General features: G+C 71.9%; 18 protein-coding genes. 15 read left to right on the forward strand and 3 right to left on the reverse strand.

The genetic code is table 11. The features are described 5' to 3' along the window. Positions 1-10 precede the first annotated feature (10 nt). The gene (locus ABGB11_RS18940) at positions 11-736 is read left to right on the forward strand and encodes a TIGR02206 family membrane protein (protein WP_347634487.1); all 726 of its coding nucleotides are present in this window, start codon (positions 11-13) and stop codon (positions 734-736) included. A 7-nt stretch (positions 737-743) separates the two neighbouring features. On the opposite strand, the gene ABGB11_RS18945 is transcribed toward ABGB11_RS18940, so the two are convergent. Next, positions 744-1,523 carry a maleylpyruvate isomerase family mycothiol-dependent enzyme gene (locus ABGB11_RS18945; protein WP_347634489.1) on the reverse strand — a complete coding sequence of 260 codons (780 nt, stop codon included), beginning with the start codon at positions 1,521-1,523 and terminating at the stop codon, positions 744-746. A gap of 35 nt (positions 1,524-1,558) precedes the next feature. Next, the gene (locus ABGB11_RS18950; RefSeq protein ID WP_347634491.1) at positions 1,559-1,714 is read right to left on the reverse strand and encodes a hypothetical protein; all 156 of its coding nucleotides are present in this window, start codon (positions 1,712-1,714) and stop codon (positions 1,559-1,561) included. 126 nt (positions 1,715-1,840) lie between these two features. Here ABGB11_RS18950 and ABGB11_RS18955 point away from each other — a divergent pair, with 126 nt between their 5' ends. Further along, positions 1,841-2,737 (forward strand): hypothetical protein, encoded by an 897-nt coding sequence (locus ABGB11_RS18955; RefSeq protein ID WP_347634493.1) that lies wholly within the window; start codon positions 1,841-1,843, stop codon positions 2,735-2,737. Then, complete coding sequence (locus ABGB11_RS18960; protein ID WP_347634495.1) at positions 2,694-4,022, forward strand: hypothetical protein; 1,329 nt, start codon at positions 2,694-2,696, stop codon at positions 4,020-4,022. Before ABGB11_RS18955 ends, ABGB11_RS18960 begins: the two co-directional genes overlap by 44 nt. A 14-nt stretch (positions 4,023-4,036) precedes the next feature. On the opposite strand, the gene ABGB11_RS18965 is transcribed toward ABGB11_RS18960, so the two are convergent. Continuing rightward, positions 4,037-5,362, reverse strand: coding sequence for an amidohydrolase family protein (locus tag ABGB11_RS18965; RefSeq protein WP_347634497.1), 1,326 nt, complete (start codon positions 5,360-5,362; stop codon positions 4,037-4,039). Positions 5,363-5,551: 189 nt separating this feature from the next. Between ABGB11_RS18965 and ABGB11_RS18970 the strand changes: the two genes are divergently transcribed. From ABGB11_RS18970 to ABGB11_RS19025, 12 genes are all read left to right on the forward strand, one after another. Beyond that, on the forward strand, positions 5,552-5,851 hold the full coding sequence (locus tag ABGB11_RS18970) for a UxaA family hydrolase (protein WP_347634499.1): 300 nt from the start codon (positions 5,552-5,554) through the stop codon (positions 5,849-5,851). Beyond that, complete coding sequence (locus ABGB11_RS18975; protein ID WP_347634501.1) at positions 5,830-6,993, forward strand: UxaA family hydrolase; 1,164 nt, start codon at positions 5,830-5,832, stop codon at positions 6,991-6,993. Before ABGB11_RS18970 ends, ABGB11_RS18975 begins: the two co-directional genes overlap by 22 nt. A 1-nt stretch (position 6,994) precedes the next feature. Then, positions 6,995-7,960: an NAD(P)-dependent oxidoreductase gene (locus ABGB11_RS18980; protein ID WP_347634503.1), complete on the forward strand. Its 966-nt coding sequence runs from the start codon at positions 6,995-6,997 to the stop codon at positions 7,958-7,960. Next, entirely contained in the window at positions 7,957-9,027 is a 1,071-nt protein-coding gene (locus ABGB11_RS18985) for an Ldh family oxidoreductase (protein ID WP_347634505.1), read from the forward strand. Before ABGB11_RS18980 ends, ABGB11_RS18985 begins: the two co-directional genes overlap by 4 nt. Then, entirely contained in the window at positions 9,024-9,716 is a 693-nt protein-coding gene (locus ABGB11_RS18990; protein WP_347634507.1) for a 2Fe-2S iron-sulfur cluster-binding protein, read from the forward strand. The genes ABGB11_RS18985 and ABGB11_RS18990 overlap by 4 nt, the downstream gene beginning before the upstream one ends. Next, on the forward strand, positions 9,706-11,430 hold the full coding sequence (locus ABGB11_RS18995; protein ID WP_347634509.1) for an FAD-dependent oxidoreductase: 1,725 nt from the start codon (positions 9,706-9,708) through the stop codon (positions 11,428-11,430). Before ABGB11_RS18990 ends, ABGB11_RS18995 begins: the two co-directional genes overlap by 11 nt. Beyond that, positions 11,427-11,930: a succinate dehydrogenase, cytochrome b556 subunit gene (gene sdhC, locus ABGB11_RS19000; RefSeq protein ID WP_347634511.1), complete on the forward strand. Its 504-nt coding sequence runs from the start codon at positions 11,427-11,429 to the stop codon at positions 11,928-11,930. The genes ABGB11_RS18995 and sdhC overlap by 4 nt, the downstream gene beginning before the upstream one ends. A gap of 19 nt (positions 11,931-11,949) precedes the next feature. Further along, positions 11,950-12,321: a hypothetical protein gene (locus ABGB11_RS19005; RefSeq protein ID WP_347634513.1), complete on the forward strand. Its 372-nt coding sequence runs from the start codon at positions 11,950-11,952 to the stop codon at positions 12,319-12,321. Between the two features lie 141 nt (positions 12,322-12,462). Beyond that, positions 12,463-13,272, forward strand: coding sequence for an ABC transporter ATP-binding protein (locus ABGB11_RS19010; protein WP_347634515.1), 810 nt, complete (start codon positions 12,463-12,465; stop codon positions 13,270-13,272). A 13-nt stretch (positions 13,273-13,285) separates the two neighbouring features. Continuing rightward, the gene (locus tag ABGB11_RS19015) at positions 13,286-14,140 is read left to right on the forward strand and encodes an ABC transporter permease (RefSeq protein WP_347634517.1); all 855 of its coding nucleotides are present in this window, start codon (positions 13,286-13,288) and stop codon (positions 14,138-14,140) included. 63 nt (positions 14,141-14,203) lie between these two features. Then, positions 14,204-15,196, forward strand: a complete 993-nt coding sequence (locus tag ABGB11_RS19020; protein ID WP_347634519.1) for an ABC transporter substrate-binding protein — start codon at positions 14,204-14,206, stop codon at positions 15,194-15,196. Positions 15,197-15,307: 111 nt separating this feature from the next. Next, complete coding sequence (locus tag ABGB11_RS19025; protein WP_347634521.1) at positions 15,308-16,054, forward strand: FadR/GntR family transcriptional regulator; 747 nt, start codon at positions 15,308-15,310, stop codon at positions 16,052-16,054. Positions 16,055-16,173 lie beyond the last annotated feature (119 nt).

Here is a 16,173-nt window from a genome sequence, read left to right on the forward strand (position 1 = left end):
ATCACGTGTGGTGACCGCCGTCGAACGATTCGCCGCGTACGGGCCGTCGCACTGGGCGGCACTCGGGTTCTTCGCGATCGGATGCGCCGGGCTGGTGCTGCTCGGCCGTGCGCAGCGGACGGCGGGTCCCGAACCCGGGGAGCAGGCCAGAGGCTTCGGCAGGGCGTACGCCCTCGCGATCGTCTACGTGATGATCGGCACCCAGCTGCACTCGCTGCTGCCCGGGCAGTTCAGGCTCGGCGGATCCCTGCCGCTGCAACTGTGCGACCTGGCGTGGCCCGCCGCGGTCGTCGCGCTCTGGACGCTCGGCAGGCGTTCCTTCGCGCTGACGTACTACTGGGGCCTGACCCTGTCGGTGCAGGGTCTGCTCACCCCCGCGCTGAACAACAACGACTACCCGGACATCGCCTACCTGGGCTTCTTCGGGATGCACCTGATGATCGTGTGGGCCGCGGTGTACCTGACGTGGGGCCTCGGGATGCGCCCGGACTGGGAAAGCTACCGGTTCGCGTCCGCCCTCACGGCGATCTGGGCGGTCGCCACGTTCGTGTTCAACCTGATCGCCGGGACCAACTACGGCTACCTCAACGAGAAGCCGGACACCGGGTCGGTGCTCGACCTGATGGGCCCCTGGCCGTGGTACATCCTGGTCGAGGCCGCCATCATCCTGCTCGGCTGGGCGCTGATCACCTGGCCGTGGACGCGGGCGGACCGGGCGCGCGAGGCCGCCCGCTGACAGCGGCTCAGGCCAGCCAGAACCCGGTGCGGGTCAGCCACAGGTCGAGCAGGCCCGCGTCGCCGTCCACCTCGACGCCGGGTGCGGGCCGCCGGTAGAGGAGCATGAGGACGTCCGTTGCCGACCCTCGCACGGTCACCGCGGGCTCGTCGGCGGAACCGCCGCGCTGGGACGTCGGCTCGGCCCCGGTGAGGTCGACCAGCCACCGCGCCTCGCCCGCGTGGAATTGCAGGGTGCGGCCGGGGCCGAGCAGACCGGGCGCGTCCGGTCCGGTCTCGTACGCCTCCGGCACGGTGGCGAACTCCATCCACTCGTCCACGCCGTCGAGCGCGACGTTCTCGTCGAGCGTGTACTCGGCCCCGGTCGCCAGCGCGGCGTCGGCCCGGTGCACGGCGGTCTCGAACGTCATGCGGCGGGCCCAGAAGTCGGCGGTCCGGCGGTCGATGTCGGACGGGTTCCACACCTCCACGTCCGGCCCGGCCTCGCGCAGGCACGCGGCCAGCCGGGCGGCTCCCTCGGCGAGCCACGGATCCACGACCGCCCAGTCCTCGTCGGCGTATCCGGCGAGGTCGTTGGCCGCCGCGTCGGAGACGGGGTCGGTGGCCCGCGTCCGGACGACCGTCTCGGCCCACCGGTGGTCGCCGCCGACGTGCCGGAGCACCTGGCCGACGTTCCACCCGGGACAGGAAGGCACCGGCGCGGTCATGTCGGTGCCCTTCGCGTGCGCCCTGAGCAACTCGGTCTGGGCGACGATCTCATCGCAGTAGCGGTCGAACGGCAGAAGCATGGGGTTGATCATAAGGACGCCATGCCTCTTCCCGCTCACGCCGGCTCCCCGGCCCCGAGCAGGTGGGCGTTGAGCGATGATCGGGGACGTCCCCGGAGGGCCGCCACGAGCTCGCGGGCGCCGTCGAGACCGGCGGCCCGGCGCGCCTCGGCGGTCTGCCCGACCAGGTGTCCTCCGTCGTCGCCGAACACGGAACGCTATGAACGCGGGCCTGGGCCGTGCGTACATCCGGGGGTGGCGAATTCCGTGCACCCTGTGGTGTATGTGGGTCACAAGGTGTTGCGTTCGGCAGCGGTGCGAAACGACAATTCGTGGCCATGGAAGACGATCGCGAGCGTCTGAGGGCGCTCTTCCATCCGTGGGACGTTCCTGAGCCGGAGGCCGTCCAGCGTGGGCTGGCGGAGATCCCGGCCGTCGCGATCGCCGATTTCGTCCTCGACGACGAGGAGGCGCCCGGCCACCGGGCGACGTGCGCCGAGGCGCTGGTCGGGCGGGTGCCCGCCGAGCGGGCCGCCGCACTGATCGACCTGGCCTGCTCCAGCCGCGGCCACAGCCACGCCCCGATCGGAACGTCCCTGGTCGCCGCGCTGAACACGGGTCGCCCTTTCCGCAACGCACTCCGTGCGATGGCGCTGGAACGGAACGACTTCTACGTCGCAGAGGATCTGGGGTCGTGGGATCTCCTGGACGATGCCAAGGCGGGCGATGCCCAGGCACTGGGCGTGCTCACCGTCCTGGCTTCGGCGCCGTGGGACTACATGCGCGAGGAAGGCGAGCATGCGATCGAGCTGCTGATCGAGCTGCGCGGCCTGCCCGCCGTGCTCGCGATGCTCGGTGCGGGCTCGCCTGAGGAACTGGCGCGCTCGGGGGCGTACCCGGCGCACCGCCTGCTGGGCCTCCGTCTCCTCTGGCGCGCGGACGGCGACATCACCTTCTGCCTCGGCGACGACTCCGCCGTCGTCAGCGAGGCGGCCTACGAGCTGCTGGCGGGTGGTCGCGGGGACGACGGTGCGCTGACGGCGATGGCGGAAGAAGGCCGGCCGGGGTATCTGTGGGCGCTGGCGCTCCTCCACCAGCGGGGACACGACATCCGCCCCCTGTGGGAGTTGCTCGGCCCTCCCCAGGTCGAGGTGCTGGCGGTGCCGCCCGAGGTGTGGGAGGTGATCGTCCGTGGAATCCGCGGATCCGGCGCGACGGCGCGCCATGATGTCTGATCGGGAGCGGCTCAGGTTCCTCGCCGCTTCGAACGTGCGATACAAACCGCTGGAGGCCATCTTGCGGCGGCTGGCCCCGGTCCCGGCGGACCCGCTCGTCGGCCTCATCCTCGATCCGCACGAGTTCCGGTATCGCAGAGCCCTCTGCGCGCGGGCGCTCCTCGGGCGGGTGCCGCCCGAACATGCCGCCGCGCTCGCGGAATGCGGGCGTGACGCGACCGTCGACTTCGAGGTGCGCAACCCCGTTCTGATGTCCGTGCTGAGCATGCCCGGCACGCGGGAAGCCGATGACCTGCTCTCCTGGCTGCGAACGTGCGAGATCGACGCCGAGGAGCGGGCGAGCGACTCTCTCAGCCCGGCGATATCGCTGGCTCGCGCGATGGACGGTGACGCGAGTGCCGTCGAGGCACTCGCCGAGCGGGCCACGGACCCCTGGTGGACCGAGCGCACCGAAGCAGAGCAGGCCATAGAGGCATTGATCAGAGCACGAGGTCATGCCGCCGTGCTCTCCGCGTTCGGTCGCGACTCAACGGAAGCGCTCGCGAGGCATGGACGCTCCCCGGCGGAACGGCTGCTGGGCCTGCGGTGCCATCGGCGTGCGGGCGGCGACATCACCTTCTGCCTCGGGGACGACTCCGCTCTGGTCGCCCGGAAGGCGTACGACCTGCTGATCGAATCGCGCGGCGCTGATGAGGAACTCCTGGTGACCGTCCGGGAGAACCGGCCCGGTCACGTCTGGGCGCTGGCCGTGCTGCATAAGCGCGGCCACGACATCCGGCCTCTGTGGGAAGAGGCCGGCTCACCGCGGATCGAATTGCCGGGCGTGCCGTCGGACGTCCGCGAGGCGATCGTCCGTCACTACGCGCCAGGTCAGCGCGATACCGACCCCCGGTGGCTGGTGGAGGCCGCTCTCCTCGGACCATCGCTGCCTTCCGAGGATAGGGACGACCTCATCGAGAAACGGCTCGACTTCGCGTTCAGGGCGCTCCGCGCCTGGGGTCTGAAACCGCAGAAACCCCTGTCAGCGCACCAGGATTATGGACAGGGCAGCAGCACCTACCATGTCATCTCCACCGATGCGGGGAAGGTTTACCTGAGTACCCTCGGTCCCTTCTTCATGCTGCGCGACGAGCACGAAGAGGTGAAGGCGCTCCTGCAGATGTCGGGCTTCCGGCACATCGGCAAGGAGCTCGGCGCGACCGTATTCACGGGTCTGGCGGTCTATTACTTCGGCATACGCGACCCGTTGAGGATCCGCAATCTGCTGTTCTACTGGCAAGACTGACCGCTGCTCGTCCGTCAGGCCAAGGTGTTCTTGTAGATACGGCCGTCCTTGATGATGACCTTCAGATTGGTGCCGGGGTCGGCCAGCGGACGCAGGTCACGGGTGGGGTCTCCGTCGACCAGGAGCAGGTCGGCCCACGCTCCCTCGGCGATGACGCCCAGACGGGCCACGTGGGGCCCGTCCCCGTAGGCGGCCACGTCAGCGGAGGTCGGGACCTGGTATGGATCGCGGGGCCCGGACTTGCGGAACAACTCGGCATTGCCGGACGTCGCGATCCGCAACGCCGCCAGAGGGCCGCCCGCCAGCCCGGCCAGGCGGACGAGCATCTCGCTCTGCCTGGCGCTGCGGCCGGGGTCGAGCATCAGATCGGTGCCGAAGGCGATCCGCACCTCGTGTTTCAGGGTCCAGCCGAACACGCGCTCCACCCCCTCGCAGACCTGCCGGTTCTTCTCGGCGGACGCCGGGTCCGCGTAGGAGTGGTCGCTCTCGGCGAACGGCTGGATGCACAGCCAGACACCGTGATCCGCCAGGAGCGCGATGTCGTCCTCGCCGGCCAGGTGCCCGTGCTCGATCACCTGCACTCCGGCGTCGACCGCCCGGCGGATTCCGGCGCCGGTGTAGACGTGCACCGCCACGTAGGTGCCCCAGTCGGCCGCCGCCCGCACCCCGGCGCGCAGCTCGTCCGGCGTGTACTGCAGGACGTCGAGGTGGTCGTAGGCGGACGCGACCCCGCCTCCCGCCATCATCTTGATCTGCGAGGCGCCCTTCTTCAGCTGCTCGCGCACGCCCGCCAGCACCTGGGCCGTGCCGTCGGCGACCCGCATCAGCCCCAGCGTCTCGGCGCGCGTCGCCGTCCCGCCGAGGGCGGTCGGCACGTCGTAGACCATGCCGAAGTCGCCGTGCCCGCCGGTCTGCGACAGCCCCGCCTGGCTCGGATAGATCCGCGGCCCGGGCAGCGCGCCGGCGTCGATCATGTGCTTGAGGTCGCCGGTGTCGCCGGCCATGTCGCGGACGGTCGTGAACCCGCGCATCAGCATCGCGTGCGCCTCCGCCGCGCCCTTGAGGTAGGCGAGGCCCGTGCCGCCGAGCATCAGCTCGCTCTGCGCGGCGCCGGCCAGGAGGACGTGGGCGTGGGCGTCGCTGAGCCCGGGGATGAGCGTCATCCCGCGCCCGTCGATGACCGTCGCCGCGGCGCCGGTGGCGGGCGGGTCGCCGTCGCCCACCGACCTGATCTTCGTCCCCGCGGTGACCACGTGGCCGGTGCGGACGCGGTCGCTCACCCCGTCGAAGATCCGTACGTCGCGGATCACGGTCGTCCCGGTGCCCGGTTGCTCGTCCACGACCGCATGGTGCCCGCGGCACGGCCGTCGAGCGGCCGATGACCGAGTGCTGGCGCGGACCTTCCGTCTCTTTTGCGTTTTCCCAGTTCAGAGGGTTACCTGAAAATCGGATGCCGCCCAGGCGTTGACCATGGCCGGGCACGTGCCTACTGTGCCGGGGGTAAGAGGTCTTACCTTTCGGAGGCAAGAGTGAATCAGCCACCCGGTTTCCTCGCTCACTACGAGGGGGACTCGGTCGCGGTCGCGGTCCGGGACGTCCCGGCCGGCCCGGCGCAGTGCGGCTACCTGCGCGGGCCGGACGCCGTCGACCTGGAGGTGCTCCAGGACATCCCGCTCGGGCACAAGGTCGCCCTCGTCGACATCCGGCAGGGCGAGGACGTGCGGGAGTACGGGGCCCGCACCGCGGTCGCGTCCGCGGACATCAGGAAGGGCGAGTACGTCCATGTTCACAACGTGAGGAGCGCGCGGTGGCAGAACAGCATGGCCTGACGGGATACCGCAGGGAGAACGGCACGGTCGGCATCCGGAACCACACGGTCATCCTCCCCGTCGACGACCTGTCGAACGCGGCGGCCGAGGCGGTCGCGAAGGTCGTGCCCGGCACCCTCGCCCTGCCGCACGCCTACGGGCGGCTCCAGTTCGGCGAGGACCTCGAACTGACCTTCCGCACGCTCATCGGCACCGGACGCAACCCCAACGTGGGCAGCGTCGTCGTCATCGGCATCGAGCCGAACTGGACGAACCGGGTCGTCGAGGGCATCGCCAAGACCGGCAAGCGGGTCGAGGGCGTCGCCATCGAGGGCGTCGGCGACCTGCGCACCATCGAGCGGGCGTCCCGGATCGCCCAGCGGTTCCTCCAGGAGGACAGCGAGCGGGCCCGCGAACGCGTCGAGCGCGGCGAGATCATGCTGTCGATCAAGTGCGGCGAGTCCGACACCACCAGCGGGCTCGGGTCCTGCCCGACCACGGCCGAGGCGGTCGACCGGTGGGTGGACGCGGGCGGCACCGTGCTGTTCGGCGAGACGAGCGAGCTGACCGGCGGCGAGCACCTGATCGCCGACCGCTGCGTGAACGACGAGGTCCGGGCCAGGTTCCAGGGCATCTACGACGACTACCTGGCGATGATCGAGCGGACCGGCGCCAACCTGCTCGGCTCCCAGCCCACGCAGGGCAACATCGCGGGCGGGCTGTCCACGATCGAGGAGAAGGCGATGGGCAACATCGCCAAGACCGGGTCCAAGCCGGTGATCGGCGCGCTCGGCCCCGCGGAGGAGCCGGAGTCGGGTCCCGGCCTGTACTTCATGGACACCTCCTCGGCCGCCGCCGAGTGCATCACGCTGATGGCGGCCGGCGGCGCGGCGATCCACCTGTTCCCCACGGGCCAGGGCAACGTCATCGGCAACCCCATCGAGCCGGTGATCAAGCTGACGGCCAACCCGTCCACCGCGGCGAACATGGGCGAGCACATGGACTTCGACTGCTCGGGCCTGCTGCGGCGGGAGATCACGCTCCCCGAGGCGGGCGACGGCCTGATGGAGGTCATCGACCGCACCGTCAACGGCCGCCTCACCTGCGCCGAGTCCCTCGGGCACCGCGAGTTCGTGCTGACGCGCCTCTACCAGAGCGCCTGACATGGGAGTGGACGTCGCGGTCGTCGAGGACGTGTGGGGCGCGCCGTTCGAGGCGCTCGCCGGCCGCCGCAGCGTGCTCCGCGACCCCGGCGTCTGGTCCGCGCCCGACCGGCTGCGGGCCGTCGCGGGCGAGGCCGGCGCCCTCGTGGTGCGCAACCGCACCCGGGTGACGCGCGAGCTGCTCCGCTCGGCGCCCGGCCTGCGCGTGGTGGCGCGGGCCGGGGCCGGGCTGGACAACATCGACCTGGACGCCGCGGCCGAGCTCGGCGTCACCGTGGTCGCGGCGCGGGGCGCCAACGCGGCCAGCGTCGCCGAGCACACGCTCGGCCTGGCGCTCGCCGTGTCCCGCCGCGTCCTGGAACTCGACCGGGAGGTCCGGGCGGGCACGTGGCGCCGGGTCCCGGGCCGCGAGCTGGCGGGCGGGACGTGGGGCCTGCTGTCCGCCGGCGCCACGGCCCGCGCCACGGCGCGTCTCGCCCGCGGCCTTGGCATGCGGGTCGTCGCCTATGACCCCTATATCCCGGACGACCATCCCGGCATCCGCGAGCTGGGCATCGAACTGCTGCCCCTGGAACGCACCGTCGCCGAGTCGGACGTGCTCAGCGTCCATCTCCCGGCGACCGAGGCCACGACCGGTCTCCTGGATGCGGACCTCCTCGCCCGCTGCAAGCCCGGCGCCATCCTGGTCAGCGTCGGACGCGGCGAGGTGGTGGACGAGCGGGCTCTGGCAGAGGCGCTGGAAAGCGGTCGCCTGGCCGGCGCCGCCCTGGACGTCCGCGCCGCCGAACCCCCGGCGGCGGGGCCTCTGGAGGGGATGCCCAACGTCGTCCTCACGCCCCACGTCGCGGGCATCACCGTCCAGTCCCAGGCCCGGATCGCGCAGATCCTCTGCGACGACATCGAGGCCGTGCTCGACGACCGCGCCCCCGCCCACGCCGTCACGCCCGTCCAGGGAGGCCGCCGATGAAGATCCAGCTGGGGACGGCGCGCCGGCTCGCTCATGACCTGCTGTCCGGCGCCGGGCTCGCGGAGGAGCGGGCGGAGGCGACCGCACGGGCGATCACCCTGGCGGACGCCTGGGGCATCGGCTCCCACGGCCTGTTCCGGCTGCCGCACTACCTCGACCGGATGGCGGCCGGCGGGCATCCCCCGGACGCCGAGCTGAAGACCCGCGTCGACACCGGCCCTCTGGTGTTCCTCGAAGGCGGCGGCGGGCTCGGGCACTGGCAGGTCGCCACCGCCGCCGGGACGGCGGTGGAACGGTCCGGACGGTACGGGGTGGCGGCGGTCGCGGTCGGCGACAGCGGTCACTGCGGAGCCCTCGGCGTGTACGCGCTGGAGATCGCCCGCGCCGGACGGCTCGGCCTCGTCTTCTCCAACGGCCCCGCGGCCCTTCCCCCGTGGGGAGGCGACCGGGCGCTTCTGTCGACCTCGCCCATCGCGGCCGGGATACCGCTCTCGCCCCGTCCCGCAGTGGTCGACCTGGCGCTCAGCACGGTCGCGCGGGGCAAGGTCGGGGCCAAGGCGAAGGCGGGGGAGACGCTGCCCGAAGGCTGGGCCCTCGACCGGGACGGCAGGCCGACCACCGACCCCCGGGAGGCGCTGGCCGGGATGCTGGCTCCGCTCGGCGGCGCCAAGGGCTACGCCCTCGCCTTCATGGTCGAGGCGCTGACCGGCGGCCTCGTCGGGCCGCACCTGTCCCGCGACGTGGCCGACCCGTTCGCCGAGGGCGACCGGGGGAGGCCGCAGCGGATCGCCCACCTCGTCCTCGCGCTCGACCCGTCCCTCGGCGACCCCGAGGACGGCGGCGCCGCCGCGCGGGACCGCCTCGCCGCCCTGGCGGACCAGATCGCCGCGGCCGGCGGCCGGGTGCCCGGCACGGGCCGCAGCGCGCCCGACGAACTGGGCGACGACGACGAGATCGAGGTCGACGCGGCCGTCCTCGACGACCTGCGGACCCGGGCCGCGGGCCGCGGCCCCGGCGGAGCGCCCGCCGCGGATGGTGCCGACAGCGAGCAGAAAGGACCTGCATGACCCTCCTCGTCCGCGTGGCCCGCTCCGACCCCGGCGCGCCCGCCGAGTTCCGGGTCGAGACGTTCCACCCGATGACCGTGCTCGACGTCCTGCTGGCCATCCAGCGGGAGCACGAGCCCTCGCTGGGATTCCGCTTCTCCTGCCGCGTCGCCATGTGCGGGACGTGCACGCTCCGGGTGAACGGACGCTCCGCGCTGGCGTGCCAGACCGTCCTGCCGGAGGACGCCACCCGCATCCGGCTCGACCCCGCCGCGGGCTTCCCCGTCGTGCGGGACCTCATCACCGACACCACCCCCTTCTGGGAGCAGTGGGCGCGCATCACCCCGTACGTGGTCCCGGACGAGGACGCCGTCGGCGGCGACCCGGCCGTGATCCCGCCGGACTCGCCGGAACGGCAGGCCATCGATCCCGCGCTCGACTGCATCCAGTGCGGGGCGTGCTTCTCCAGCTGCGGCATCGCCGGACAGCCGCGCACCTTCCTGGGCCCGGCGGCGCTCAACCGCGCCCTCGTCCTCATCCAGGACTCGCGCGACACGGCGACGGCACAGCGCCGGGAACTGGTCGCCGGGGCCGACGGCGTCGACCGGTGCCACTACATCTACGGCTGCACGGGCTCCTGCCCGAAGGGACTCGACCCCGCCCGGTCGATCCGGCGGCTCCGCAAGGGAGGCGGTCGCGATGACGGCTGACACGCCGGACTACGAGGAGGTCGTCACCGACGTCGCGATCGTGGGCAGCGGCGGCGCGGGCCTGATGTGCGCGCTGCACTGCCACGAGGCCGACCCCGGGCTCGACATCACCGTCATCAGCAAGGGCGCCGTCGGCCGCTCCGGCTGCACCCGCATGGTGCAGGGCGGGTTCAACGCGGTCCTCGACCCCGCGGACTCGGTGGACGCCCACTTCCGCGACACCCTCGCGGGCGGCAAGTACCTCAACCACCAGGACCTCGCCTGGACCCTGGTCAACGACGCCCCGAAGGTGATCCGCGAGCTGGAGACCCGGGTCGGCTGCTTCTTCGACCGGCGCCCGGACGGGCGGATCAAGCAGAAGGCGTTCGCCGGCCAGTCGTTCGACCGGACGGTGCACCGCGGCGACCTCACCGGCATCGAGATCATGAGCCGGCTGCGGGACCAGATGCTGCGCATCGCGGCGCGCGAGCTGGAGGACGTGCGGGCGCTCGACCTGGTCTTCGACGCCGGGGGGCGGCTCGCCGGGCTGACCTGCCTGGAAGTGCAGACCGGACGGTTCCTGCTCGTCCGGGCCAGGGTCGTGGTCGTCGCGACCGGCGGCGCCGCGACGATGTACCGGATCGCCGCGCCCGCGCGGGAGAAGACCGGCGACGGAGTGGCGATGTGCCTGCGCGCCGGGCTGCCGGTCCGCGACATGGAGATGCTCCAGTTCCACCCGACGGGCCTGCTCACCGGACGTTCCCGGATGACGGGAGCCGTGCTGGAGGAGGGCCTGCGCGGCGCCGGGGCGCACCTGTACAACGCCCGGGGCGAGCGGTTCATGGAGCGCTACGACCCGGAGCGGATGGAGCGCTCCACCCGGGACGTCGTCGCCCGCGCGAGCTACACCGAGATCATCGAGGGGCGCGGCACCGAGGCCGGCGGCGTGTTCATCGACATCTCGCACCTCGGCGCCGACTGGGTCGAGCGCACCTTCACCGGCATGGTGGAGCGCACCCGGCTGTTCGGCGGCGACCTCGCCCGCAAGCCCGTCGAGGTGTCGCCCACCGCCCACTTCCACATGGGCGGCGTGATCATCGACACGGACTGCCGCACCGAGGTGCCCGGCCTGCTGGTCGCGGGGGAGGACGCGGGCGGCGTCCACGGCGCGAACCGCCTCGGCGGCAACGGTGTCGCCGAGTCGACGGTGTACGGCGCACGGGCCGGAGACACGGCGGCCCGACTGGCCCGCGAGCACGCGCTCGGCGACGCCGATCCGGAGACGGTGGAGGCGTCGTTCTCCAGGGCCACCGCGCCGCTGCGCGCCGGGGACGGCGAGCTGCCCTACCCGCTGACCGCCGAGCTCAAGGACCTGATGTGGGAGAACTGCGGCGTCGTCCGGCGGCGGGACCGGCTGGAGGACGCGCGGGAGCGGCTGGCCAAGCTCGCCGACCGCGCGGACCGGCTGTCGGTCCCCGGCCCGGCGGCGTTCAACCCGGCCTGGCAGGAGTCGCTCGACCTGGTCAACCAGCTCACCGTCGCCCGCGTCATCGTCGAGTCCGCGCTGGCCAGGGAGGAGACGCGGGGGGCGCACGCTCGCTCTGACTTCCCCGACCCGCAGGACGACGGCGGGCTCCGCTACATCGTCGCGAGCCAGGCCGGCGGAGACGCGCCGGGCCTCACGACACGGCCGGTGGAGTACGGACGGCTGCATCCGCGGGAGGCCGGCCGATGATCGCGCAACTGGTCTTCCTGACGGGGTTCACGGTCGTCACCGCCGCCATCATCGCGTTCACCGGAATGGTGGCCGTGGGCGCGCGCCGCACCGACGGCGGAACCCATGTGGGCGCCTTCGTACGAAGCCGCCTGGCGCGCCGGTCCTACGACCGAGCCGAGGGCAACCGGTGGGCCTTCTACGCCCATCGGGTCAGCGGGTTCGCCGTCTTCGCGTTCCTGGCACTGCACATCCTCGACGTGAGCGCGTACGCGTGGTCGCCGCGGCTGTACGACGACGTCCACGAGCTGTACTCCACGGTGCCGATGCGGGTGTTCGAGTGCGGGCTCCTGGCGGCGCTGGGCTTCCACGCGCTGAACGGGCTGCGGCTGGTGGCGATCGACCTGTGGGACGTCGGGCCGGTGGGGGCGGCCCGGCTGCTGGACCTGGTCGCCGGCCTCACGGCCGTGATCACGCTCGGCGGCGCCGTGGTGATCATGTGGCCGGCGCTGGCGGGCTAGAGAGGAGGACGAGGACACCGTGGAAACGACGACGACCCGCACCCGCGCGGGCGGCCGGCTCGGAGGCCGGGGCTTCCTGCTGATCCGCGGCACCGGCGTGCTGCTCGCGGTGCTGGCGCTCGGGCACTTCGCCGTGACCCATCTGGTGAACGACGTGGCGCAGACCGACGCGTCGTTCATCGCCCGGCGCTGGAGTTCGGCGCTCTGGGTGGTGTGGGACGGGCTGCTGCTGGTCGCGGCCCTGGCGCATGTGGGCGCGGCCGCGGTGGCCGTCGTCCGCGACTACTGGACCGATCCGGCGGGCCAGCGCCGGATGCTGGCGGGGCTCCGCGGCACGCTGCTGGTGCTGCTGGTCATCGGGGCCGTCACCCTGTTCCGCGCGGCCGGTTGAGCCGCGACCGTACTCGACGAATTCACCGACCTACCCCGACCAACCGGCCAACCGACCAACCGACCAACGAGGCAGGAAACCGAGCCGGGAACGCTGAGGCATGACCTCTTCCTCCCCCACCCCAAGGAGTGAGGTATCGCAATGAAAGTGGACGCGACCGCGGAGCGCTCCGCCGGAGAGCCGTTGCTCACGGTGCAGGGCGCGCGCGTCGGTTACGAGACGGACGGCCGGTTCCAGACGGCGGTCCAGGACGTGAGCTTCGACATCTATCCGGGCGAGAACATCATGCTGCTCGGGCCGTCCGGGTGCGGCAAGTCCACCCTGCTGAAGACGATCGCCGGGTTCATCGAGCCGTCCGGCGGGACCGTGCGGATCTCCGGGCGGACGAGCCTCGCGCCGGGGCCCGACCGCGCGGTCGTCTTCCAGGAGTTCGACCAGCTCTTCCCGTGGCACACGGTGGAGGGGAACCTGAGCTACCCGCTGCGGGTGAACGGCCGCGGCAAGCAGGAGGCCAAGCGGCTTGCCGACGAGTACCTGGAGCTGATGGGGCTCGTCCACGCCGCCGACCGTTACCCGCACCAACTGTCGGGCGGAATGAAGCAGCGGGTGGCGATCGCCCGGGCGATGGCCCTCCAGCCGCTGATGCTGCTGATGGACGAGCCGTTCGGCGCCCTGGACGCGCAGACCAGGTCGCGGCTCCAGCGCGAGCTCAAGGACGTCGCCGCACGCAACGACGTCACGATCCTCTTCGTGACGCACAGCATCCAGGAGGCGGTGTTCGTGGGCCACCGGGTGGTCGTGCTGACCCCGCCGCCGTCCACGGTCCGGGAGGTGGTCGACGTCTCCGGGCTCGACGACCCGACCGCCCCGGAGTTCGTCGCCGCGCTGCGCCGGCTGCGGTCGCTGCTGAGCGAGGACGGCGAGGAGCCCGACGACATGGCGTTCGAGTAGGGAGAGCGGTTCGATGAGCGAAGCCATGACCAAGGCGGTCGGCGCCGCCGACCCGGTGGAGCACGGCCGCCCCCCGGCCCGCCGCAAGACCTGGGGCGATCTGCCCGTGGCGCCCCGGCGCCTGATCATCCTCCTGCTGATCCTGGCCGCCTGGCAGGCCTACGTGTCGTTCTCGGGCGTCAACCAGCTGCTCGTCGCGGGCCCGGTGGACGTCGCGAAGACGATGGCCGAGGGGCTCGCGGGCGGCGACCTGCTGAGATCCACCGCGACGACGCTGCAGATCCTGCTCGGCGGGATGGCGGCCGGCATGCTGGTCGCCGCCGTGCTGACGACGCTGGCGTCCTGGACGCGGCTGGGCGAGGACGTCCTCGTGCTGCTGACCTCGATGCTCAACCCGCTGCCGTCGATCGCGGTGCTGCCGCTGGCCATCCTGTGGTTCGGGATGAACAGCACGTCGCTGATCTTCGTCATCGCCAACTCGGTGATCTGGCCGATCGCGATCAACGTCAGCAACGGGTTCCGCACCGTCAACCCGACCATCATGGCGGTCGGCCGCAACATCGGGCTGTCCGGCGTGCGGATCGTCAAGGACGTGCTGATCCCGGCCGCGCTGCCGAACATCATCGCCGGGCTGAAGACCGGCTGGGCGTTCGGCTGGCGCACGATCATCGCCGCCGAGCTGGTGTTCGGCGTCGCCGGCGGCAAGGGCGGGCTCGGGTTCTTCATCAACGACGCGCGGACGTTCATGCGCACCTCCGAGGTGTTCGCCGGCCTGGTCACGATCGCCCTCATCGGCATCGCGCTGGAGCTGGTCTTCACCTGGATCGAGCGCCGCACCGTCGTCAAGTGGGGCACCAAGACCGCCTGACGGCCCTCCCCCCCGGCCGCGGGCGCCCGGTGCCCGCGGCCGGCCTCACTCGAAGGGATTCAGATGGGGCTGGAACTCATGACTCGGCCCACCCGCCGCGCGCTGGTCGCGGTGCTGTCGGCGGGGGCGCTGGCGGTCTCGGCGGGCGCGTGCGCGGCCGGCGCCAGCGGCCCGACCGACGAGATCACCATCGCCTACCAGCCGGGGATCGGCTACGCGCCGCTGCTGGTGGCCAAGCAGCAGCGGCTGCTGGAGAAGCGGTTCCCGAAGAAGAAGATCAGCTGGCGGATGCTCAACTCGGGGTCGGCCATCCGGGACGGCATGGTCTCCCGGGACATCCAGGTCGGCTCGGGCGGCATCGGCCCGTTCATCGTCGGCGCCAGCAACGGGCTGCCCTGGAAGATCGTCATCGCGCTGGACAACGCGAACCTGCAGCTGATGTCCAAGTCCTACGGCTCGCTGGCGGACCTGCGCGGCAAGGGCAAGATCGCCATGCCCGGCCCCGACTCGATCCAGGCGGTGGTGCTGCGCAAGGCGGCCGAGAAGCAGCTCGGCAACGCCGACGCGCTGGACACCCAGATCGTCTCCATGGGGCACCCGGACGGCCTGCAGGCCCTGCTGTCCGGGCAGCTCGCGGGCCATCTCACCTCGCCGCCGTACCAGGTGCAGGAGCAGCAGGGCGGCGCGCGGGCGATCGTCCGCAGCTACGACGTGTTCGGCGAGCACACCTTCAACGGCGTCTACGTGCTGTCGGACTTCCGCAAGTACAACCCGGAGTTCGTCAAGGGCCTTCAGGACGTCGTCGCGTCGTCGGCGAAGCTGCTGAACGAGGACCCGGACCAGGCCGCCCAGATCCTTTCGGCGGAGTCCGGCGGGAAGGTCCCCGCGGCGAAGCTGAAGCAGCAGATCACCGCCGGGGACATCGCCTACTCGACCAAACCGACGGGCTACATGGCATTCGCGCGCTTCATGAAGAAGATCGGTCTGATCAAGAAAATACCCGCCAGCGGCTCGGACTACTTCTTCGCCAACCAATTCACCAAGGGAGGAACCTGAGCCGAGTCCGGACCGCGGGAGCGGGCGGCTCGGTCGGGGACGGATGATCTGTGGATGCCGGTAATATCGAGCGGAAAGTGGACTCGTTAATGCGGAAAAAGGGGGGCTCGGGTGGGTAGCGGAGTACCCGACGTGGGCTGGCGCCTGGTCAAGCCGAGCGGCCACCTGCCCGAGCGCGTGGTGACCCTGATCAACGAGCTGATCGTCGCCGAGCGGCTCAAGCCGGGTGACCGCCTCCCGCCCGAGCGCGAGCTCGCCGTCCTGCTGGGGGTGAGCCGCCCGGTGGTCCGGGAGGCGGTCCGGGAGCTGGCCGCCCGGGGGCAGCTCAGCGTGCGGCACGGCCGCGGGATCTTCGTGGAGACGCCGCGCGCCGCCCAGGACCTGCGCGCCGCCATCGCCGGCGAGCAGGTCGGGCTGCAGGAGCTGTTCGACATGCGCGAGGTGCTGGAGGTGGCGGCCGTCGGCTGGGCCGCCGCCAACGCGACGGACGACGACGCGGCCGCGCTGCGCGAGGCGCTCGACCGGCTGGACGAGGCCGCCACGCCGGAGAGCCCCGACTTCTCGACCCTCCAGCTGCTCGACTCGGCGTTCCACCTCAAGATCGTGGAGATCGCGCGCAACCGCTTCCTGCTGAAGACGGTCGGGGTGCTGCAGGACATGATGCACGCGAGCATGCAGACGACGCTGTCCCTCCCGGGGCGCATCCAGGCCTCCAGTGCCTGCCACCACGAGATCCTCGACGCGATCGTCGCCCACGACCAGGCGGAGGCGACGCGGGCCATGCGCGACCATCTGGAGTCCGCCCGCACCGCGGCCCTGTCCCGCCTCGAAGAGAAGCGGCGGACCGTCGCCGACTGACAGTGAGGATGTAGGTGAGCACCTCCCGGCGGGGTCTGACCCACCGACTGACTGACCAAGGGTCCTCAACCGGATCTGTCGATCCGGCCGGGAGGTGCTCGTGTGCGCTCACCGGACAC

The organism is Actinomadura sp. B10D3 (assembly GCF_039871695.1).
GTDB lineage: Bacteria > Actinomycetota > Actinomycetes > Streptosporangiales > Streptosporangiaceae > Spirillospora > Spirillospora madurae.

What these genes read in the sequence shown, in the direction of transcription:
- ABGB11_RS18945 (WP_347634489.1), bottom strand. Translation starts at nt 1,523, where the DNA reads ATGCTTCTGCCGTTCGACCGCTACTGCGATGAGATCGTCGCCCAGACC.
- ABGB11_RS18955 (WP_347634493.1), top strand. Translation starts at nt 1,841, where the DNA reads ATGGAAGACGATCGCGAGCGTCTGAGGGCGCTCTTCCATCCGTGGGAC.
- ABGB11_RS18980 (WP_347634503.1), top strand. Translation starts at nt 6,995, where the DNA reads ATGGGAGTGGACGTCGCGGTCGTCGAGGACGTGTGGGGCGCGCCGTTC.
- ABGB11_RS18985 (WP_347634505.1), top strand. Translation starts at nt 7,957, where the DNA reads ATGAAGATCCAGCTGGGGACGGCGCGCCGGCTCGCTCATGACCTGCTG.
- ABGB11_RS18990 (WP_347634507.1), top strand. Translation starts at nt 9,024, where the DNA reads ATGACCCTCCTCGTCCGCGTGGCCCGCTCCGACCCCGGCGCGCCCGCC.
- ABGB11_RS18995 (WP_347634509.1), top strand. Translation starts at nt 9,706, where the DNA reads ATGACGGCTGACACGCCGGACTACGAGGAGGTCGTCACCGACGTCGCG.
- sdhC (WP_347634511.1), top strand. Translation starts at nt 11,427, where the DNA reads ATGATCGCGCAACTGGTCTTCCTGACGGGGTTCACGGTCGTCACCGCC.
- ABGB11_RS19010 (WP_347634515.1), top strand. Translation starts at nt 12,463, where the DNA reads ATGAAAGTGGACGCGACCGCGGAGCGCTCCGCCGGAGAGCCGTTGCTC.
- ABGB11_RS19015 (WP_347634517.1), top strand. Translation starts at nt 13,286, where the DNA reads ATGAGCGAAGCCATGACCAAGGCGGTCGGCGCCGCCGACCCGGTGGAG.
- ABGB11_RS19020 (WP_347634519.1), top strand. Translation starts at nt 14,204, where the DNA reads ATGGGGCTGGAACTCATGACTCGGCCCACCCGCCGCGCGCTGGTCGCG.